The 15,994-nt window shown below is 54.4% G+C and carries 10 protein-coding genes; 4 read left to right on the top strand and 6 right to left on the bottom strand.

Features of this window, described 5'->3' with window-relative positions; genetic code table 11:
• Positions 1-1,230 precede the first annotated feature (1,230 nt).
• The 3 genes from fic to AC515T_RS25590 all read left to right on the top strand — a co-directional run bounded on the left by fic (position 1,231) and on the right by AC515T_RS25590 (position 5,205).
• A complete protein-coding gene (fic, locus tag AC515T_RS25600) occupies positions 1,231-2,352 on the top strand; it encodes a protein adenylyltransferase Fic (RefSeq protein WP_496530491.1) in 1,122 nt (373 codons plus the stop codon).
• A gap of 623 nt (positions 2,353-2,975) precedes the next feature.
• The gene (locus AC515T_RS25595) at positions 2,976-4,250 is read left to right on the top strand and encodes a glycoside hydrolase family 68 protein (protein ID WP_496530490.1); all 1,275 of its coding nucleotides are present in this window, start codon (positions 2,976-2,978) and stop codon (positions 4,248-4,250) included.
• Between the two features lie 595 nt (positions 4,251-4,845).
• A complete protein-coding gene (locus tag AC515T_RS25590; protein WP_496530489.1) occupies positions 4,846-5,205 on the top strand; it encodes a DUF6124 family protein in 360 nt (119 codons plus the stop codon).
• Between the two features lie 192 nt (positions 5,206-5,397).
• Here the strand turns inward: AC515T_RS25590 and darG are convergent, their stop codons facing one another.
• The 3 genes from darG to AC515T_RS25575 are packed head-to-tail and all read right to left on the bottom strand — an operon-like array spanning position 5,398 to position 7,705.
• Entirely contained in the window at positions 5,398-6,486 is a 1,089-nt protein-coding gene (gene darG / locus AC515T_RS25585) for a type II toxin-antitoxin system antitoxin DNA ADP-ribosyl glycohydrolase DarG (protein ID WP_496530488.1), read from the bottom strand.
• Positions 6,483-7,127, bottom strand: a complete 645-nt coding sequence (gene darT / locus AC515T_RS25580) for a type II toxin-antitoxin system toxin DNA ADP-ribosyl transferase DarT (protein WP_496530487.1) — start codon at positions 7,125-7,127, stop codon at positions 6,483-6,485. Before darT ends, darG begins: the two co-directional genes overlap by 4 nt.
• The gene (locus AC515T_RS25575; protein ID WP_496530486.1) at positions 7,124-7,705 is read right to left on the bottom strand and encodes a DarT ssDNA thymidine ADP-ribosyltransferase family protein; all 582 of its coding nucleotides are present in this window, start codon (positions 7,703-7,705) and stop codon (positions 7,124-7,126) included. The genes darT and AC515T_RS25575 overlap by 4 nt, the downstream gene beginning before the upstream one ends.
• Before the next feature lie 233 nt (positions 7,706-7,938).
• On the opposite strand from AC515T_RS25575, the gene AC515T_RS25570 reads away from it, so the two are divergent.
• Positions 7,939-9,054: an endonuclease NucS domain-containing protein gene (locus AC515T_RS25570; protein ID WP_496530485.1), complete on the top strand. Its 1,116-nt coding sequence runs from the start codon at positions 7,939-7,941 to the stop codon at positions 9,052-9,054.
• Between the two features lie 168 nt (positions 9,055-9,222).
• On the opposite strand, the gene AC515T_RS25565 is transcribed toward AC515T_RS25570, so the two are convergent.
• The 3 genes from AC515T_RS25565 to AC515T_RS25555 are packed head-to-tail and all read right to left on the bottom strand — an operon-like array spanning position 9,223 to position 15,858.
• Positions 9,223-12,423 carry a type I restriction endonuclease subunit R gene (locus AC515T_RS25565; RefSeq protein WP_496530484.1) on the bottom strand — a complete coding sequence of 1,067 codons (3,201 nt, stop codon included), beginning with the start codon at positions 12,421-12,423 and terminating at the stop codon, positions 9,223-9,225.
• A gap of 16 nt (positions 12,424-12,439) precedes the next feature.
• Positions 12,440-13,819: a restriction endonuclease subunit S gene (locus AC515T_RS25560; RefSeq protein WP_496530483.1), complete on the bottom strand. Its 1,380-nt coding sequence runs from the start codon at positions 13,817-13,819 to the stop codon at positions 12,440-12,442.
• A gap of 59 nt (positions 13,820-13,878) precedes the next feature.
• Positions 13,879-15,858, bottom strand: a complete 1,980-nt coding sequence (locus AC515T_RS25555; protein WP_496530482.1) for a type I restriction-modification system subunit M — start codon at positions 15,856-15,858, stop codon at positions 13,879-13,881.
• Between the last annotated feature and the right edge of the window lie 136 nt (positions 15,859-15,994).

Below are 15,994 nucleotides of genomic sequence, written 5' to 3'. Positions count from 1 at the left end.
GGGTGAGCGATATAGCGGCGGCCTTAAAGATGTCCACCACACTCACATTGCAAAAGACCCATCTTGTAGGGGAGTCAGGCCTATAGCGATTGTATGGGCCACATATCGTGGTTTCTACAATTCCCCAAAGGAGTAATCCCAACCACATTGACGAAATCCAGGCGCAATTGGCGACCGTTATGTTGGCATTCTGCTGTCCCTGTGGGTCATCGCCCAAATGGTTTATGGCAGATTGGACTTTAAGTAAGCAGTACAGGTCTAAAAATAAATTTATTATGGGGAGTAAGTATCCGTCTCCTAAACCCCCAAGGGGAAGGAGGCAATAGATTACTATGCATCCTGAGATTATTAGTCCTGAGGCTAGGAGGCGCGGACTCCACTTGTATTCTTTGTTGTGTGTCTTTAGTTGGTGGTCTATTTTCATAAGTGGCGAATATATAAAAAATAGTCCAAATAGGGTTCGTATTAAAGGAAGGATCTTCGCGTTTGTTGTGGCTCGGTATGTCTTCCAGTTTCTGTATGTCCAGTAGAATAGGTAGTAACCAAGAGTTAGCCAGAACATAAAAAATAATTTGTTTTTTGAGACTATTTGGAAGGTTGGTTTGGTATTGGTGGGAGGCATTGGGGGCGTATAGGATGTTTCTTTTAAGTTGATGGTCATAGTTAGGGGGCTCTGGTTGATCGGTTATGGTGCTGGCATGTAGCCGACGGGCAACTGTCGTAATCGTTCAGGCAGCGCCGGAAATTCTGCTGCATCGGCTAGGCATCGGCCTGCTTCTGGTCCAAGGCCGCCGTCACCAACGAACCAATGACATTGCCAAAGGCAAGCATTTGGTTGAGGACACGCATGCAGGCCTCTCGCGGCGCAGGGGGAGGCGCGAGACTTTGCCGCGGACGACTGGGGAAATAAGTCAGGAAAAGAAGCGGTTGGTGTAGGGCAAATCTTTAATTCGCACGGCGCACCAGGCATACGCCGAAACCCCTTGCGAGAGCGAGCCAGCGGAAAATTTTCGAACTGTCAATTGTGCAGAAACCTGTCATGTCGCTAAAACGCCATTTCGACAACACGTTCCGTGCTCATGTCGTCGCCAGCGACATGAGCGCGGAACGTGTCGCAAAAAACGAAAAAAAGCGACACGTTATCCCCTCGTGTTTACACTGACGACACGAGAGGGCATCTGATTGAACGCCCTTGCCCTTGATCGATACTCCCAAGGACCAGGATCGCCCATGATTGCAGCCCCTAAGGTCTGGCAGGCCGATAAGCCGTATAACCAATTACCTTCCCTCCCTCCAGCAGCCGAACTGGAAACCCGTGCAGTACTCAAACGCTGTATCGGGGCGCGCACGGCCTTGGCTGAGTTGAAGCAAGCCGCCGAACTGATCCCCAACCAAACGGTGCTGATCAACACCATTCCCTTGCTGGAAGCCAAGGACAGTTCCGAAATCGAAAGCATCGTCACCACCACGGACTTGCTCTTTCAGCATGCCCAGGAGGCTGACGGCCATGCCGATCCGGCGACCAAGGAAGCCTTGCGTTACCGCAAAGCCCTGCACCATGGCTACCTGTCACTGGCCGAGCGTCCCTTATCCACGGGCACGGCAGTCGAGATCTGCCGTACGCTCAAGGGCGTGAACATGGACATCCGACGCGTACCGGGCACCCAACTAGCCAACGACCGTACCGGCGAGATCATCTACACCCCACCGGACGGCGAAAACCATCTGCGTGATTTACTCGCCAACTGGGAGCGTTTCCTGCACAACGAGACGGATCTGGACCCACTGGTGCGTATGGCCGTCGGGCATTACCAGTTCGAGGCTATTCACCCGTTCACCGATGGCAATGGCCGTACCGGGCGGGTGCTTAATACGCTGTTTCTGATTCAGGAAGGGCTTCTGAACCTACCGATTCTCTATCTCAGCCGTTACATCATTGCCCACCGAGCCGATTACTACCGTCTCCTGCTCGACGTCACCCGCGAACAGGCATGGGAACCCTGGCTGCTCTACATGCTTAGCGCCGTGGAAGAAACCGCCCGCTGGACCTGCGCCAAAATCGCCGCCATCCGCAGCCTGTCCGAACACACCACCCAATTCGTTCGTGAGCAACTGCCGAAAATCTATTCCCGTGAATTGGTGGATGTGATCTTCGAACAACCGTATTGCCGCATCCATAACCTCGTCGAGAAACAAATTGCCGGGCGCCAGGCTGCCTCTCGCTACCTCAAAGATCTCGTCGACGTCGGCGTTCTCCAAGAAACACAGGTCGGCAAGGAAAAGCTCTTTATCCACCCAAAACTGATGCAGTTACTGGCCCGGGATAACAATGAGTTCAAGCCTTATGCCTGACCTTCTCAGCCGAAGGTGGTTTGTTTGAATGCGTTGGGGTGACAGGTCAGGTCGTTGGCATCGGGCAGGTTTAGTCACATGCTCGATGCTTTTCTGCACAAACCTCACGTCCCCCGCCATCCCCCTGTGGGAGTGAGCCTGCTCGCGAAGAGGCCAGCAAACCCTCCCCGTCAACCAAGCCAGACCCTTGTGGGAGCGGGCTTGCTCGCGAAGAGGCCGGCAAACCCACCCCCTCAACCAAGCCAAACCATTGTGAGAGCAAGGCTTGCCCGCGATGCCCTTCGCTCACTCTCGACATTGGGCTTTGCGCAGAACGCGCAAGCTCAGTTGACTGAACCCTATATGCACTCCTTCCGCCCGTTGCCCAGTTAAGCGCGCTTTCCATTGAACGGCGTTCAGAGCACCAACCGTGCAGGCAACGTCGTCGATCTCCACAGGAATGAACTTCTCGAAACGTTCATGGCTGAAACGTATCAGCTAAAAGAAAAACACGATTATGCACAAATGCATTTTTTTGCTTGACCCGCATGCATGAGCCTCTATAAGGTGGTTTATCTGTATGTGCATACAGTATTTCTAAATCACTATTTATTTGAATCCATTCATGGACGAGGCAATAACTCATGAAAACCACCACTGAAAAATTCGGTGCAACCCCACATCAACCCAGCCTCTGGACCCGCGCTGACGCGTTGAAAGTCCGGGCAGATGACCCCACCACCACTCAACCGCTGGTCAGCGCGGATTTCCCGGTACTGAACAACGACGTGTTCATCTGGGACACCATGCCCCTGCGCGACCTGGACGGTAACGTGACGTCCGTCGATGGCTGGTCGGTGATCTTCACCCTGACGGCCGATCGTCATCCAAACGACCCGCAGTACCTCGACGAGGACGGTAACTACGACATCCTCCGCGATTGGAACGATCGTCACGGTCGGGCAAAGATGTACTACTGGTTCTCTCGTACCGGCAAGAACTGGGAATTCGGTGGCCGTGTAATGGCCGAAGGCGTTTCGCCGACCGCTCGCGAATGGGCCGGTACGCCGATCCTGTTGAACGACCGCGGTGAAGTGGACCTGTATTACACCGCCGTCACCCCGGGCGCGACCATCGTCAAGGTGCGCGGTCGGGTGGTGACCACTGAACACGGTGTCAGCATGGTCGGCTTCGAGAAGGTCAAGCGGCTGTTCGAGGCCGACGGCAATATGTACCAGACCGAAGCACAAAACGCGTTCTGGGGTTTCCGCGACCCATGGCCTTTCCGCGACCCGAAAGACGGCAAGCTGTACATGCTGTTCGAGGGCAACGTGGCCGGTGAGCGCGGCTCGCACAAAGTAGGCGAGGCAGAAATCGGCGATGTGCCACCGGGTTATGAAGATGTCGGCAACTCGCGCTTCCAGACCGCCTGCGTCGGCATCGCCGTGGCCCGCGACGCGGACGGTGACGACTGGGAAATGTTGCCGCCACTGCTGACCGCCGTGGGCGTAAACGACCAGACCGAACGCCCGCACTTCGTGTTCCAGGATGGCAAGTACTACCTGTTCACGATCAGCCATACCTTCACCTACGCCGACGGCGTGACCGGGCCGGACGGCGTGTACGGTTTCGTCGCGGACTCGCTCTTCGGCCCTTACGTGCCGCTGAACGGATCCGGCCTGGTGCTGGGCAACCCGTCCTCCCAGCCATTCCAGACCTACTCGCACTATGTAATGCCAAACGGCCTGGTGACCTCCTTCATCGACAGCGTACCGACCGACGAAACCGGCACGCAGATTCGTGTGGGTGGCACCGAGGCACCCACGGTGGGCATGAAAATAAAAGGGCAGCAGACGTTCGTGGTGGCCGAGTACGACTACGGCTACATCCCGCCGATGCTCGACGTCACACTCAAGTAATAGCGACGCAGGGGGGGGGCAGGCAGCGGGTTTGAGGTCGATGACAAAACCGTTGTGGATATGATCGAGATATCCCGCCTGATTCATTGCGACGTTGCTCGCAAGCCCCATTGAACAACGAGTCGTAACCCTCTTCGCAGACTGGCTGCAAGGATGCAGTCGGTTGCGAATGCATTTCCCCGCGACGTATGTACACAAGCTCCTCTGTGGGAGCGAGCTTGCTCGCGATAGCGGTGCATCAGCAACATTCCAGCCAGCTGTTTATCGTGACTCCACGAGACTCGCCACGACCGACATCGCCTTGCGCCATTGCCTACAACTACGCCAGAATCCGCCGGCTTGTGCGTCCTTGGCCGCGTCGGTAGTTTTGATCCTGTCACTGCCCATCAGTGATCGGGTTTAGCAGCCCGTCGAGTTGAGTCGCATCAAGCTTCATCAGTCAGGTATTCCCATCCCTGCACTTGATGGCGGCTGTGCGTGGGGCGCCCTCGGGCGCGCCGATTTCTTAACTCGTCGGTCTGCTAACCCGCGTACAGCTGCCACCCACTCGTTTAGCAGCGAGAGGGTCGTGGCCTCACCAAAGAGAGTTAAGGCTATGGTCAAAATTACACCGAACCCTCCGACCACAGATGAGCATGTGTCTCGCGCTCAGTCTGCTCGTAACAACAAGCTTGATGATGCTGCCAACCGGGCGTTGGATTACTACCTGAAGCCTGCGCCGAAGAGCGAAACGTCTGACAAGCCCAACACTATTTTTCGTATCGCACCTGATGTTGATTCGGAATGTCTGCTTGCCAACCTCAGTGAAAACCTGGCTTCGGCCAATGCCATGATCAGTGATTTGGCGTTTGGTCTTGAGGGATCACGACGGCATTTTGCGTTGGGGATTTTGCAGGTGATTGAGGTGAGTGAACTGTTGGCGAATCGGGCGTTGGATATTGTTGAGGTGAGGTAGCAAGGGGCCGTGCTTACCCCGGGTATGAAGAAAGGTCTTGCTTGGCAAGACCTTTTTGGTATCCGACAGTCCCCGAAGCGATGAGCTCTAATTGTGCAAGAAGTACTTGCACAATTGCGGAGCGTCATCGAAGCGATGAACGCTGAGATTGTCCAACAACCTGTTGGATAATTGTCCAGTCACGCGTTACCCCTAACAGGTCGCCACTTCCGGCTTGAAACTAGTGGAAGTCAGCCGCTTCAGCGCGATACCAAGCGCCTGATCATCGAACAGCTTGCTTTTACGAGCCGCAGCACCTGCTCCGCCATCCCAATGCTTCAATGCCTCGCGCACGGCAGGAACAGTCGGCGAAATCCCATCCTGGCTCACCAACCAATCAACCGTAGCCAACAATTCCATGCCGAAAGGCGACTCAAAGCCATCGATCAAATCGGCGGTACGCTCCAAGGCCTGGGCGTATTCCTTCGCCTCTGTTTGAAGATAAGTCTGTAGGAACGCTTTGCGCCCTTCGTCAAACCAGATCACGTCGCTGATACCCGCATCACTGATGCGCTTGTCACAATGCAGATAGCTGCCATCCAGGTTATTGAGCAGATGCTCCAACCGGTTGGCATACGGCCCGTACTTGTGAGCAACGAACTGAAGATTCAGAGGGTTTTCGGTGTTTGGCAGCTTTTCGATGGCGCGCTCAAGGAACCAGGCCAGCTTCTGAATCTCAAGCAGGCTGCATTCCATACCCAGAACCCAGTAGCGACGAACCAGTTCGGCAATCAGTGCACGAGCAGGCGTGAGCTTCTCCACACCGCTACGCTTGGCGACGTTCAGATACTGGTTAGAAGGCTCGAACACCAGCACATCGACATCAAGATCACTCAGGATCTCAACAATCTGTTCGCGAACCTCTGGCCATTTCAAACCACCGTTACCGGCGCCTAGAGGTGGAACCGCTACGGACTTCACATCGTTTTCGATCAGGAAACGACGTAGGTCGTGCAAGCCTTCGGTTATCCACGCCATTTGCGACGGTGAGCGCCAGTGCCGTTTGGTCGGGAAGTTCACGATCCAGCGTGGCCCGTCCAGTTCGTTGGCCGCCGTTACGTGAACCTTACCTGTCTCCACTTCACCAGCCTTGCAGGCAGCCGAGTACAGGCGGTAATTCTCCGTGAAGCGCTCTTTGAACATCAGCGCGATACCTTTACCCATCACGCCCACGGTATTCACCGTATTGACCAGGGCTTCGGTTTTGGCTTCCAGAAGGTTGCCTTGGGTAAAACGGATCATTGGAAATACCATCCCGGACGCGCATGAACAGGCAACGCAAGGCCCCTGGCGGCTACGTCCTGCTCTATGCGTTTTTTCATTGCATCGGTGTAGCACATGATGCCAAGGAGTCCTGTAATCGGTAGATGATTGTGGATCAGCGCTTCGGCCTGATACCGCTCCATCTTCCGAGGGTCGTCAGGTTCCCGTTTGAAGTCGCGCCGTTGAATGATAGACCAATCGATCTGGCCGAGATTCGCCAGGTCGCTGTAATAGTCTGTCCAATCGGGGTAGGCATGCGCTGTCGTGTAGACAAACGGAAGGCCCATCTGCTCAATGCGGTACAGGCTAGAGACCAGAATCACGATCTCGTCATTGCTGCGCTGCTGAACACTCCGCCCCGAGTGGATATTTTTCATCATCACAGAGAAGGGCGTGAAATAGAAGGGCACGTAGTCGGCCAATACCCCTCCCGGAGCTATGGGGACGTGGCGGGTTCGGCGTTTGTCGATCAAGTCAGGGTTGCCGATGTTTACGTACTGCGGTGACTGAACGTTCGAATTTGCACAGTGCAGACCGTTATCCAGAATCCAAGGCAGGTTGTCCCGATGGACGATACGCCAAATCAGAGCTTTCTCTGGATTCAGTCTGCTGTAGATCATTTGCGAAACATTCCGGGATTCACGGTGAGGCGTACATTAACACCGGCCTCCCGCATTTTTTCCGTGCAAAGCGTCTCGACATCAGAATTCGGAACAAAAAGTGTAGAAAAATCATTCGGAGCGACGATGCCGGGAGAGAGGCATTCAGCCATGCAAATGCTCTTGCAGTCGTGGTCCTGGTAGTATCGAGTGCTCATGATCTCCCAGTTGATGGATTCGAAGCCCTGGTCGTACTCAAGTAGCTGAATCTCATCGTTTGCCAGCGGGTGGCGAGGAATGACTTTCCAGCCATTTTTTTGGGCATGTGATCGGTAAACCGAGATCAGCACAAATGTTGATTTTGGTCTATTGAACTGCACGCTTCCGTCAAATGGATTTGCAGCAAACCAGTGAAAGGGCACATAGCGATCAAGCTCAAGGGCTTGGCGTTTTTTCAGAATCTCGCTGTCGGCTACGTCAATAAAGGTGGTGAGAGCAGCCCGAGGTTTCAGGCCTTCTCTAAATATCCCGTCGAGGTTTTCAGTCGAGGTAAGGTGGTACAGAAGCTTTTGATCCTTGATATTTCTGACTTCTGACATGGCTGGTCTCCTTGACCTATGTATCTAATCTGGGTATCTGAGCAGGCTTCAGCCCCTCATTATTGTTCGATCTAGCAAATGGCACGTTTCCCTGTAGAAATTAGTAAAGCATTTTTTGTGATGCTGTTGTGCCATTATTCGGAGAGGACGACTCACTCCCTTGTCTTGACCAGTCATCAAGGTAGCAATCACCATTCATCGCTCGGTTACGCAAATCCCAAAGGACTCAAAACTTGCCTATCAAAACGGACGTCTGGACCGTCGGTCTTGTACCGAACAAGCTTCGCCTAAGCCGATTGGCCAGCGAGCAGCTACTTGAGGAAATGATCATCAGCTCTCCCAGCATTCTCTCTGAGGAATGGATGCTGATAGGCAGGCAAGAATCCACCGGAATGGGCGGCCGCATTGACCTACTGGCCATCGCACCTGATGGAAGTCTGGTGCTGATTGAGCTCAAAAGAGATCGCACGCCCCGGGAGGTCGTTGCTCAGGCCCTCGACTATGCCGTTTGGGTAGAAAGTCTGCGTGAGAACGAAATCGCGGCGATTTATCAACGGTTCCGACCTGGGGGCAGCTTGTATGCAGATTTTCTCGCGCGTTTTGGTCGTGTGCTTGACGATGATGATCTGAATAAAAGCCATCAACTCATCATCGTCGCCACAGAGTTGGACGCCAGTAGCGAACGAATCGTTGAATACCTCAGCAAGCGAGATATTCCGATCAACGTGCTTTGCTTCCAAGTTTTCCAGGTAGGTGATCAGCAGTTGCTGAGTCGATCCTGGTTACTTGATCCTGTTCAGACTCAGGTAAACGCCGTATCGACGAGTGAAGGACACGGTGAGCCTTGGAATGGAGAGTTTTACTGTTCGTTCGGGGATTCCGTCTCGCGTTCATGGGCTGATGCCGTGGAATTCGGTTTTATTTCTGGTGGTGGCGGTGCGTGGTATAGCAAGACCTTGCAACTCCTCTCTCCGGGAGATCGGGTCTGGGTAAATATTCCCCAGCAAGGTTATGTCGGTGTTGGGCGTGTTTTGGGAACGTCCACGCCTGCAAGTGAGTTCACAGTCATGCAGGATGGCGAAGAGCGGCCAGTGCTGGAGGTTGCGAAACGCGCAACCTATCACGCTGAGTTTGCCGCCGATCCGGAGCGTTGCGAATACTTTGTTCCGATTAAGTGGCTGCAGAGCGTGCCTGTAAGTCAGGCTGTGCGGGAGGTCGGAATGTTTGGTAATCAGAATACGATTTGTCGTCCCACCACGCCCAAATGGCGGTGGACGATTGAGCGACTGAAGCAACGATTTCCACACTACGACGAAGTGGCTGTTGCCGAGGATTTGAGCAAGCGGTAGCGGCGTCTACATTCGCAGGGTGGGGGGATGGGGGTCGCGCTGAAAATGGGCCGCCTCGCTGTCAAAACGTAAGCCATTGTGTAGCACGGGGACTGGTGCAGCAGAGCTTTCCTGCACCATAAATTCCGCCGTCGTTTTAGTAATTGAGTTTTCTCGATGAATAACCCATCAGGCACCGTGCCGTAGATCCTCATCGAAGCCAGCTGTCGTCTTCAGCATCTTTAGAATCACCAGGGCAAACGCCCGACTTTTGGTTTCGTTGTCCAAAACTTCCAGCGACAGTTTTTCGTGGTCGGTCATGGCGTCCAGTACGGTGTTCAGCACTCGCTTCGGGAACAGGCCGTGCATCACTTGTTCGACCGAGTGGTTGTTTACCTGCGCCATCACATCTTCCTGACGACTGATGCGTTGAGCGATGCCGGCGAGAAACTGCAGTTGGTCGTCATCGCTCACTTCGGCGCCAAATATCTCGTTCAGGGCCTCAATGATTTCCGATAAACGCTTTTTCTCCGGGTCGTGAGGTTTACCGCTGCCCACATCGCTGCCAGGTTTTAACTGGTACTTACCTTGTTCTTCGCTCAGGTGCAGTTGATGCTCGGCACGCTTGCTCAGTCGGTAATGGGTCAGTTGCAGCTCGCCCACGTCCACGTCGTCTTGTTGCAGACGATCCAGGCGCAGCAGTGGGTGCAAATGCTTGGCATACACACAAAGCTGCTCCAGTTCGCGGTCCTCGTAAGCCACAATCTGCGAGAGGAATTCGTACAGACGTACGAAGCTCTGTAAGTTTTTTCGGAACAGATCGAGTTGATCTATTTGTTCGCCGGCCTCTTTCAGAGTGAACTCAGCTTTTTTAAGTCCGTTATCATCACCGTTGGCTTCGGCCGTACGTTTGAAATCTAGCGCTTGCTGGCGGGACTCCAACGAGAGGGCGTAGCGCTTGGCAAAGCGCTCCTTGGCCGGCGTGCAGTAATAGCTGAGCTTACTGGCCGCAGCCTTAGGGTCGAAGAAAGCCATGGCGAACGCCTCGACCTCCTGCCAGTAGTAAATTCCCTCGGCATCCAGCTTCTTCTGAAGGTCATAGATGATTTGTGGGTCGGTTACATCGCTCAGCTCGGCCTTGGTGTAGTACGGCAAGAAGGCGTCGAGAATATCCTGCGGTTCGTTGAAGAAGTCGAGGATGAAGGTTTCCTTGCTGTCACCGAAAGTCCGGTTCAGCCGTGACAGAGTTTGTACGCAGTCCACGCCTTGCAGCTTCTTGTCCACGTACATGGCACATAGCTTGGGCTGATCGAATCCAGTCTGATATTTGTTGGCCGCGATCATCACGTTGAAGTCTGGGGTATCGAACGCCAGGGCCAGGTCGCGGCCATTTAGGCCAGGGTTGAGCAGGCTGCTGTTTTCCGTCACCTCTTCAGGGATCGCCTCATCTGGTAGTACGCTGCCAGAGAATGCCACCAGCGGGTGCACATCGTTGTAGCCCATCTGCTTTACATACGCTCTCACCGCTAACTGATAACGCACCGCTTCCTGGCGGCTGCTGGTCACCACCATCGCCTTGGCTTGGCCATTGAGCAGATTGCGGATATTGGCGCGGAAGTGCTCGACGATCACCTCAACCTTTTGACTAATGTTGTACGGATGCAAGCGCACCCAGCGCGCTAGCTTGATACGTGCCTTCTTGCTCTCCACCTCGTCGTCTTCGCCATCCGGGTGGGCGATCTTCCAGGCGGTGTTATAGGTGGTGTAGTTGCGCAGCACATCGAGGATGAAACCTTCCTCGATAGCTTGGCGCATGGAATAAAGGTGAAAAGGCTCCGGCTTATTGCTGGAACTGGCCGGCAGCGTAGGATCAGCCGGACGACCGAACAGCTCCAGGGTCTTGGGTTTGGGCGTTGCAGTGAAGGCGTAGTAGCTGATGCGCTCGTTTGGTTGGCGCGCTTGTACAGCGGCGTCCAATAGTTCTTCGGCACTGATTTCCTCGGCGTCTAGCGCATCGCTACCGAGAATCTGCTTCAGCTTGCTAGCTGAGGAGCCGGTCTGCGAAGAGTGCGCCTCGTCAGCGATTACCGCGTAGCGCCCGCTAGCCAGCTTGGGGTACTTGTCTAACGCATCGAACAGTGCTGGAAAAGTCTGGATGGTGACGATGATGATGCGCGTCTGCTCAGCCAGCGCCTCCGCCAATTGTTCGGACTTGCTCTGGTTGCCGATCTCGCGACTGATTGGCTTGACCACGCTCTGGGCATGCTCGAATTGGTAGATGGTGTTTTGCAACTGGCTATCGAGCACTGTTCGGTCAGTGACTACGATCACCGAGTTAAACAGGCGCTGACCGGCGTCGTCGTACAGCGAAGCCAGTTGATGCGCGGTCCAGGCGATGGAGTTGGACTTGCCTGAGCCGGCGCTGTGTTGGATCAGGTAGCGCTTGCCCGGCCCTTCGGCGCGGGTTGTATCAATCAGTGTGTTGACCACCTCCCACTGGTGGTAACGCGGGAATATCATCGTTTCCTTGGTCACCGGCGTGCCGTCGAAGCCTTCGCTGGTTTTCTTGTCCAAGTGCAAGAAGCGGCCCAGCACCTTGAGCCATGCATCCGGCTGCAACAGGCGTTGCCACAGATAGCTGGTGGCGTATTGGCCGTCGTCGGCAGGCATTGGGTTGCCTGCGCCGCCTTCTTCGTTGCCAAGGTTAAACGGTAGGAAGAAGGTGTCTTTGCCCGCCAGTTTGGTGGTCATAGCCACTTCATTTTGGCCCACGGCAAAGTGCACCAGCGCGCCACGTTTGAAGGTCAGTAGTGGCTCGGGTTTGCGCGTCAGCGGCTCTTTTACCGGGCGGTCGTAACGGTACTGACGTTTGGCGTTTTCCACCGACTGCTTGAATTCACTTTTCAGCTCCAGCGTGGCGGTGGGGATGCCGTTGACGAATAGCACCAGATCGAGCCGTGGGTCGTAGCTTTGCCCACCGCTGCCGACTTCACGCGCATGTGGCGAGTAAGACACCTCCGGCACCACGCGCAGGCGGTTGCACTCATAGCGCTTGAGGGTATCTGGGTTCATGTCGTGATCGGGCTGGAAGCTGCACAGCTCCACCTTCACTGCCGGCAGCTTAAAGCCATGGCGCAGCACATCCAGGGTGCCGCTTTGCTCCAGCTCGCGCACCAGCTTCTGTACCAGCACGTCTTCTGGTGCATTCGGGTTGGCCTTGGCGAACTTGTCCCAACGCTCCGGCCAGGCGTCTTTGAAGTAGCCCAGCACATCTTCGGTGTACAGCGCGGTGCGCCGGTCATAGCCGCTGGCCGCGCCCACCAACCAGCCTTGTGCGGCCAGAGCGTCTATAATGTCTTGCTGAAACTGCGCTTCCTTGCTGTCCGCCATTACACGGCCTCTTGTGCTAATTCAGGGGGTGGCGCGCTGGCTGGGGTTGCCAACCGCGTACGTCGATTTTTCCAGTCACAGCTGCGGAGATCAGCGCGGAGCGTCGCTCTTGGAGAAGAATAATAAGTTTTTCTGCTTCGCAGACCGTAGAAGAAACCTTCGATGCTTCTTGAGATACATGGATTGCTATCTGCTGTTGTTCCTTTAAAGGCGGAAAAGCAAACCTGTACTGACGCAGCTGCTCGGCAGTCAGATGGTCAATCGTAGTCTGATTACCACCCGCAACAAATACCCCTCTTTGAGTTGCCATCTCCATCACGTATAAAAAAAACTCAGCAGTATCTTGCCTGGAGTCTCGGGGGCGCAATCGATGGAGTGCTTTCTGGTAATAGCATTCGTCCAGTTCACCTCTCCATATTGCCGAGCGACCAACATAGCTACCACCTTCATTGACCAGCAAGTCTCCACTCTTTAATCGGTATGAGAGCTGAGCCTCCGGGGGGAAGTCCATCAAAGGCAAATCAAGCGTATTAATTGCATTCCACTGAACATCAGATACTCGGAGATATGGCTTCAAATATTCGCCCTGTGCACGTTGCTCGTTCAGCATTCTCCCCAGTTGAATTTCATAGTGATAGCTTGTTGGTGCAACAGCCCAATGCATCGGCACCTCGCCTAACCACTCCACGCCGGAGTCTTTCATAGGTACCGCTGGGTCGAGGCCTTTGGTGACGGCGTGGAAGATTACGGCTTGGCGTTTTTCCTTGAGAAGTTCGATCAGACGCTGCTGCTCTTCAATCAGCGCGTCGATGCGTGCGATCTCCTGGTCTAGGAAACGTGCGATTTGAGTTTGTTCTACAAAAGCAGGCAAAGCATAGGGTAGATTTTCAAATGTCTCTTGGTATAAATGGATAATGGTGCTTCCGGTTTTATTTAAGCCAATAAAATCATGAAACACCGAGGACTGCATAATCCAGAAGTAGAAACGTGTAGAGTATTTTTGCTGAAGTGGCCGAACAACAAATATTCCACTGTTCAAAGTGGCCTGCCCGGGAAGATCCTCGACAAGAATCAGCTTCCCAATGGTTCCGTCTTTCGTGATGAGAAGATCACCTTCTCGTAGTTGTATGTATTTATCCTGTTCAAATCGCTCGCTTGTGCAGTGATAGCAGCTAGCCCACTCGACGACTCTATTCTTGAAGTCACTCCCCGTAACAAGATAAGGCCCTTCATCTGTGAACTCGTCAGACTTAAGGCCATGCCACCCTACGCGAGCCTTAACGTATGAGTCGTATTTAACCTTTGATAACGTCCAGTCAATAGGGATATCACCGAGCCACTCCACTCCAGACTCTTTGTACGCCGGATACGCTGGGAAGGTACTCGGGCTATCCATGCCCTCGCCCCTTGGGTCAACGGCTGCGCCGTTATTCAAATTTGCTCCCGACAAACTTGTCATGCCGACAGCCCTTCGATCATCTGCTTGATCCGGTCCGTGCAAGCTTTCAGATCTTTATCGATCTCAGCCAGTGGGCGCGGCGACTGGAAAACATAAAAATGGCGATTAAAAGGAATTTCGAAGCCGACGATGCCGAGCTCGCCGTCCTGAGTATCCGTCTTGCTTTCGTCGATCCAGGCATCCGGTACATGGGGGATGACTTCGCGCTGAAAGTAGTCGTATACGGATTCACCCAGCGGCACGTTCTCGTTGTCGCGTAGGCCAGTGTCTGCTTCCGGCTGGCCCTTGGTCATGCAGATATCCGCCTCGGGGTCGCGCTCACTCAAGGCATTCAGCAGGGCTTTTAGCTCTGGGGCGCTGAGGCTGATGCTGCGCGCGGCAAGGGCTTTTCTCAGTTGCTTGCTAAATCGCTCGCGGTTGCGGTGCAGCTGGCTTGCGTCCATTTCTAGTAGGGCCGTCACCAGTTGCTGCTGAGCGGCGCCGTCGAGCTTTTGAATAGCCTTTTCTTCCAATACTTTGTCGATGCGCTCGGCGCTGGTTTGGAAGTTCAGGCGCAGCGGGCGTTCGACAGTGATGCGACGGTAACCGAAGGCATCGATAGGGAAGATCTTGCTCTGTGCAGTGTGCTCGAAGCTGCCATACAGGCGCACCAGCTCGCTGATTTGATCTTCGGTGATGTATTGGCGCTTGCTACCAAGGGACTTGCGCATTTTGGCGTAGTGCTGACTGCCGTCGATCAACTGCACCTTGCCCTGCCGTTTAGCGGCCTTATGGTTGCTGAGTATCCACACATAAGTGGCGATGCCGGTGTTGTAGAACATGTCAGTCGGCAACGCGACGATGGCTTCAACCAGATCATTCTGCAGCAGGTAGCGGCGAATCTCCGACTCACCGGAGCCCGCGCCACCGGTAAACAGCGGCGAGCCGTTGAGGATGATGCCGATGCGCGAGCCACCGTCGCGCGGATCACGCATCTTGCTGACTAGGTGCAGGAGGAACAGCAGCGAACCGTCGGACACCCGTGGCAGACCGGGGCCAAAGCGGCCGTCGAAACCCTTACGGGTGTGCTCGTCGGTGATTTGCTTTTGCACCTTCTTCCATTCCACTCCGAACGGTGGGTTGCTGAGCATAAAGTCGAAGCATTTATCGGCTAGTTGATCGTTGGCCAGGGTATTGCCGAGCTTGATGCTGGCCACATCCTGGCCCTTGATCAGCATGTCCGCTTTGCAGATGGCGTAGGACTCGGGGTTCAGCTCCTGTCCATGCAGTGAGACGCTAACTTTTTCGCTGATGGACTGAATGTATTCATCACCTTCAGACAGAAAACCGCCCGTGCCCGCTGTTGGGTCATAGATCGTGACGATGCTGTTGGGCTTGAGTTTGTGATCCTGATTGGTAATCACCAGTGAGGTAGTCAGGTGCACGATATCGCGCGGGGTAAAATGCTCCCCGGCCGTTTCGTTGGAGCTTTCAGCAAACTTGCGGATCAGTTCTTCGAAAACAATACCCATACCGAAGTTGCTGATGCGCTCGGGACTCAGGTCGGTAGCAGCAAACTGTTGCACCACTTGATAGAGCAGGTTGGCGCTGGACAACTGCTGAACGAAGTCCTCGAAGTGGAAGTGCTCGAAGATCTCGCTGGCGTCTTTGCTGAAGGCCTGAACATAGCTCATCAGGTCGGCAGCAGTTTGGGTGTCGGAAAGGGTAGCAAGGGTCAGTGACGATGCATTGAAGAATTGCAAGCCGCCTGTTGCCCGCTGCATATACATTTCACGTACGTTTTCTGGGCGGCCTTCTTGGGCGTAAAACTCGCGAATCACAGCATCCTTGGTCGGTGCGAGCACGCACTCCATGCGCCGCAGCAGGGTGAATGGAAGGATGATGCGACCATATTGGGATTGCTTAAAGTCACCACGCAGCAAGTCGGCAATCGACCAGAGAAAGGCGGCTGTCTGGGTATGATTTTCCGTGTTCACGCAGCAACTCCTTGGAGTAGGCAAAAAAGCGGAGTTTAACCTGCCGGACTGCCTACATGTCATAGGCGATCCAGGATTGATAGGTTCTTGGGGATATTTAGACGTTGATAGCTCGGAGACGGGCTGAGTCGGGGCT

This window comes from Pseudomonas sp. FSO-7 (genome assembly GCF_059579345.1).
Note: the sequence above shows the minus strand (reverse complement) of the source record. Positions and strands in the feature narration are given on the sequence as shown.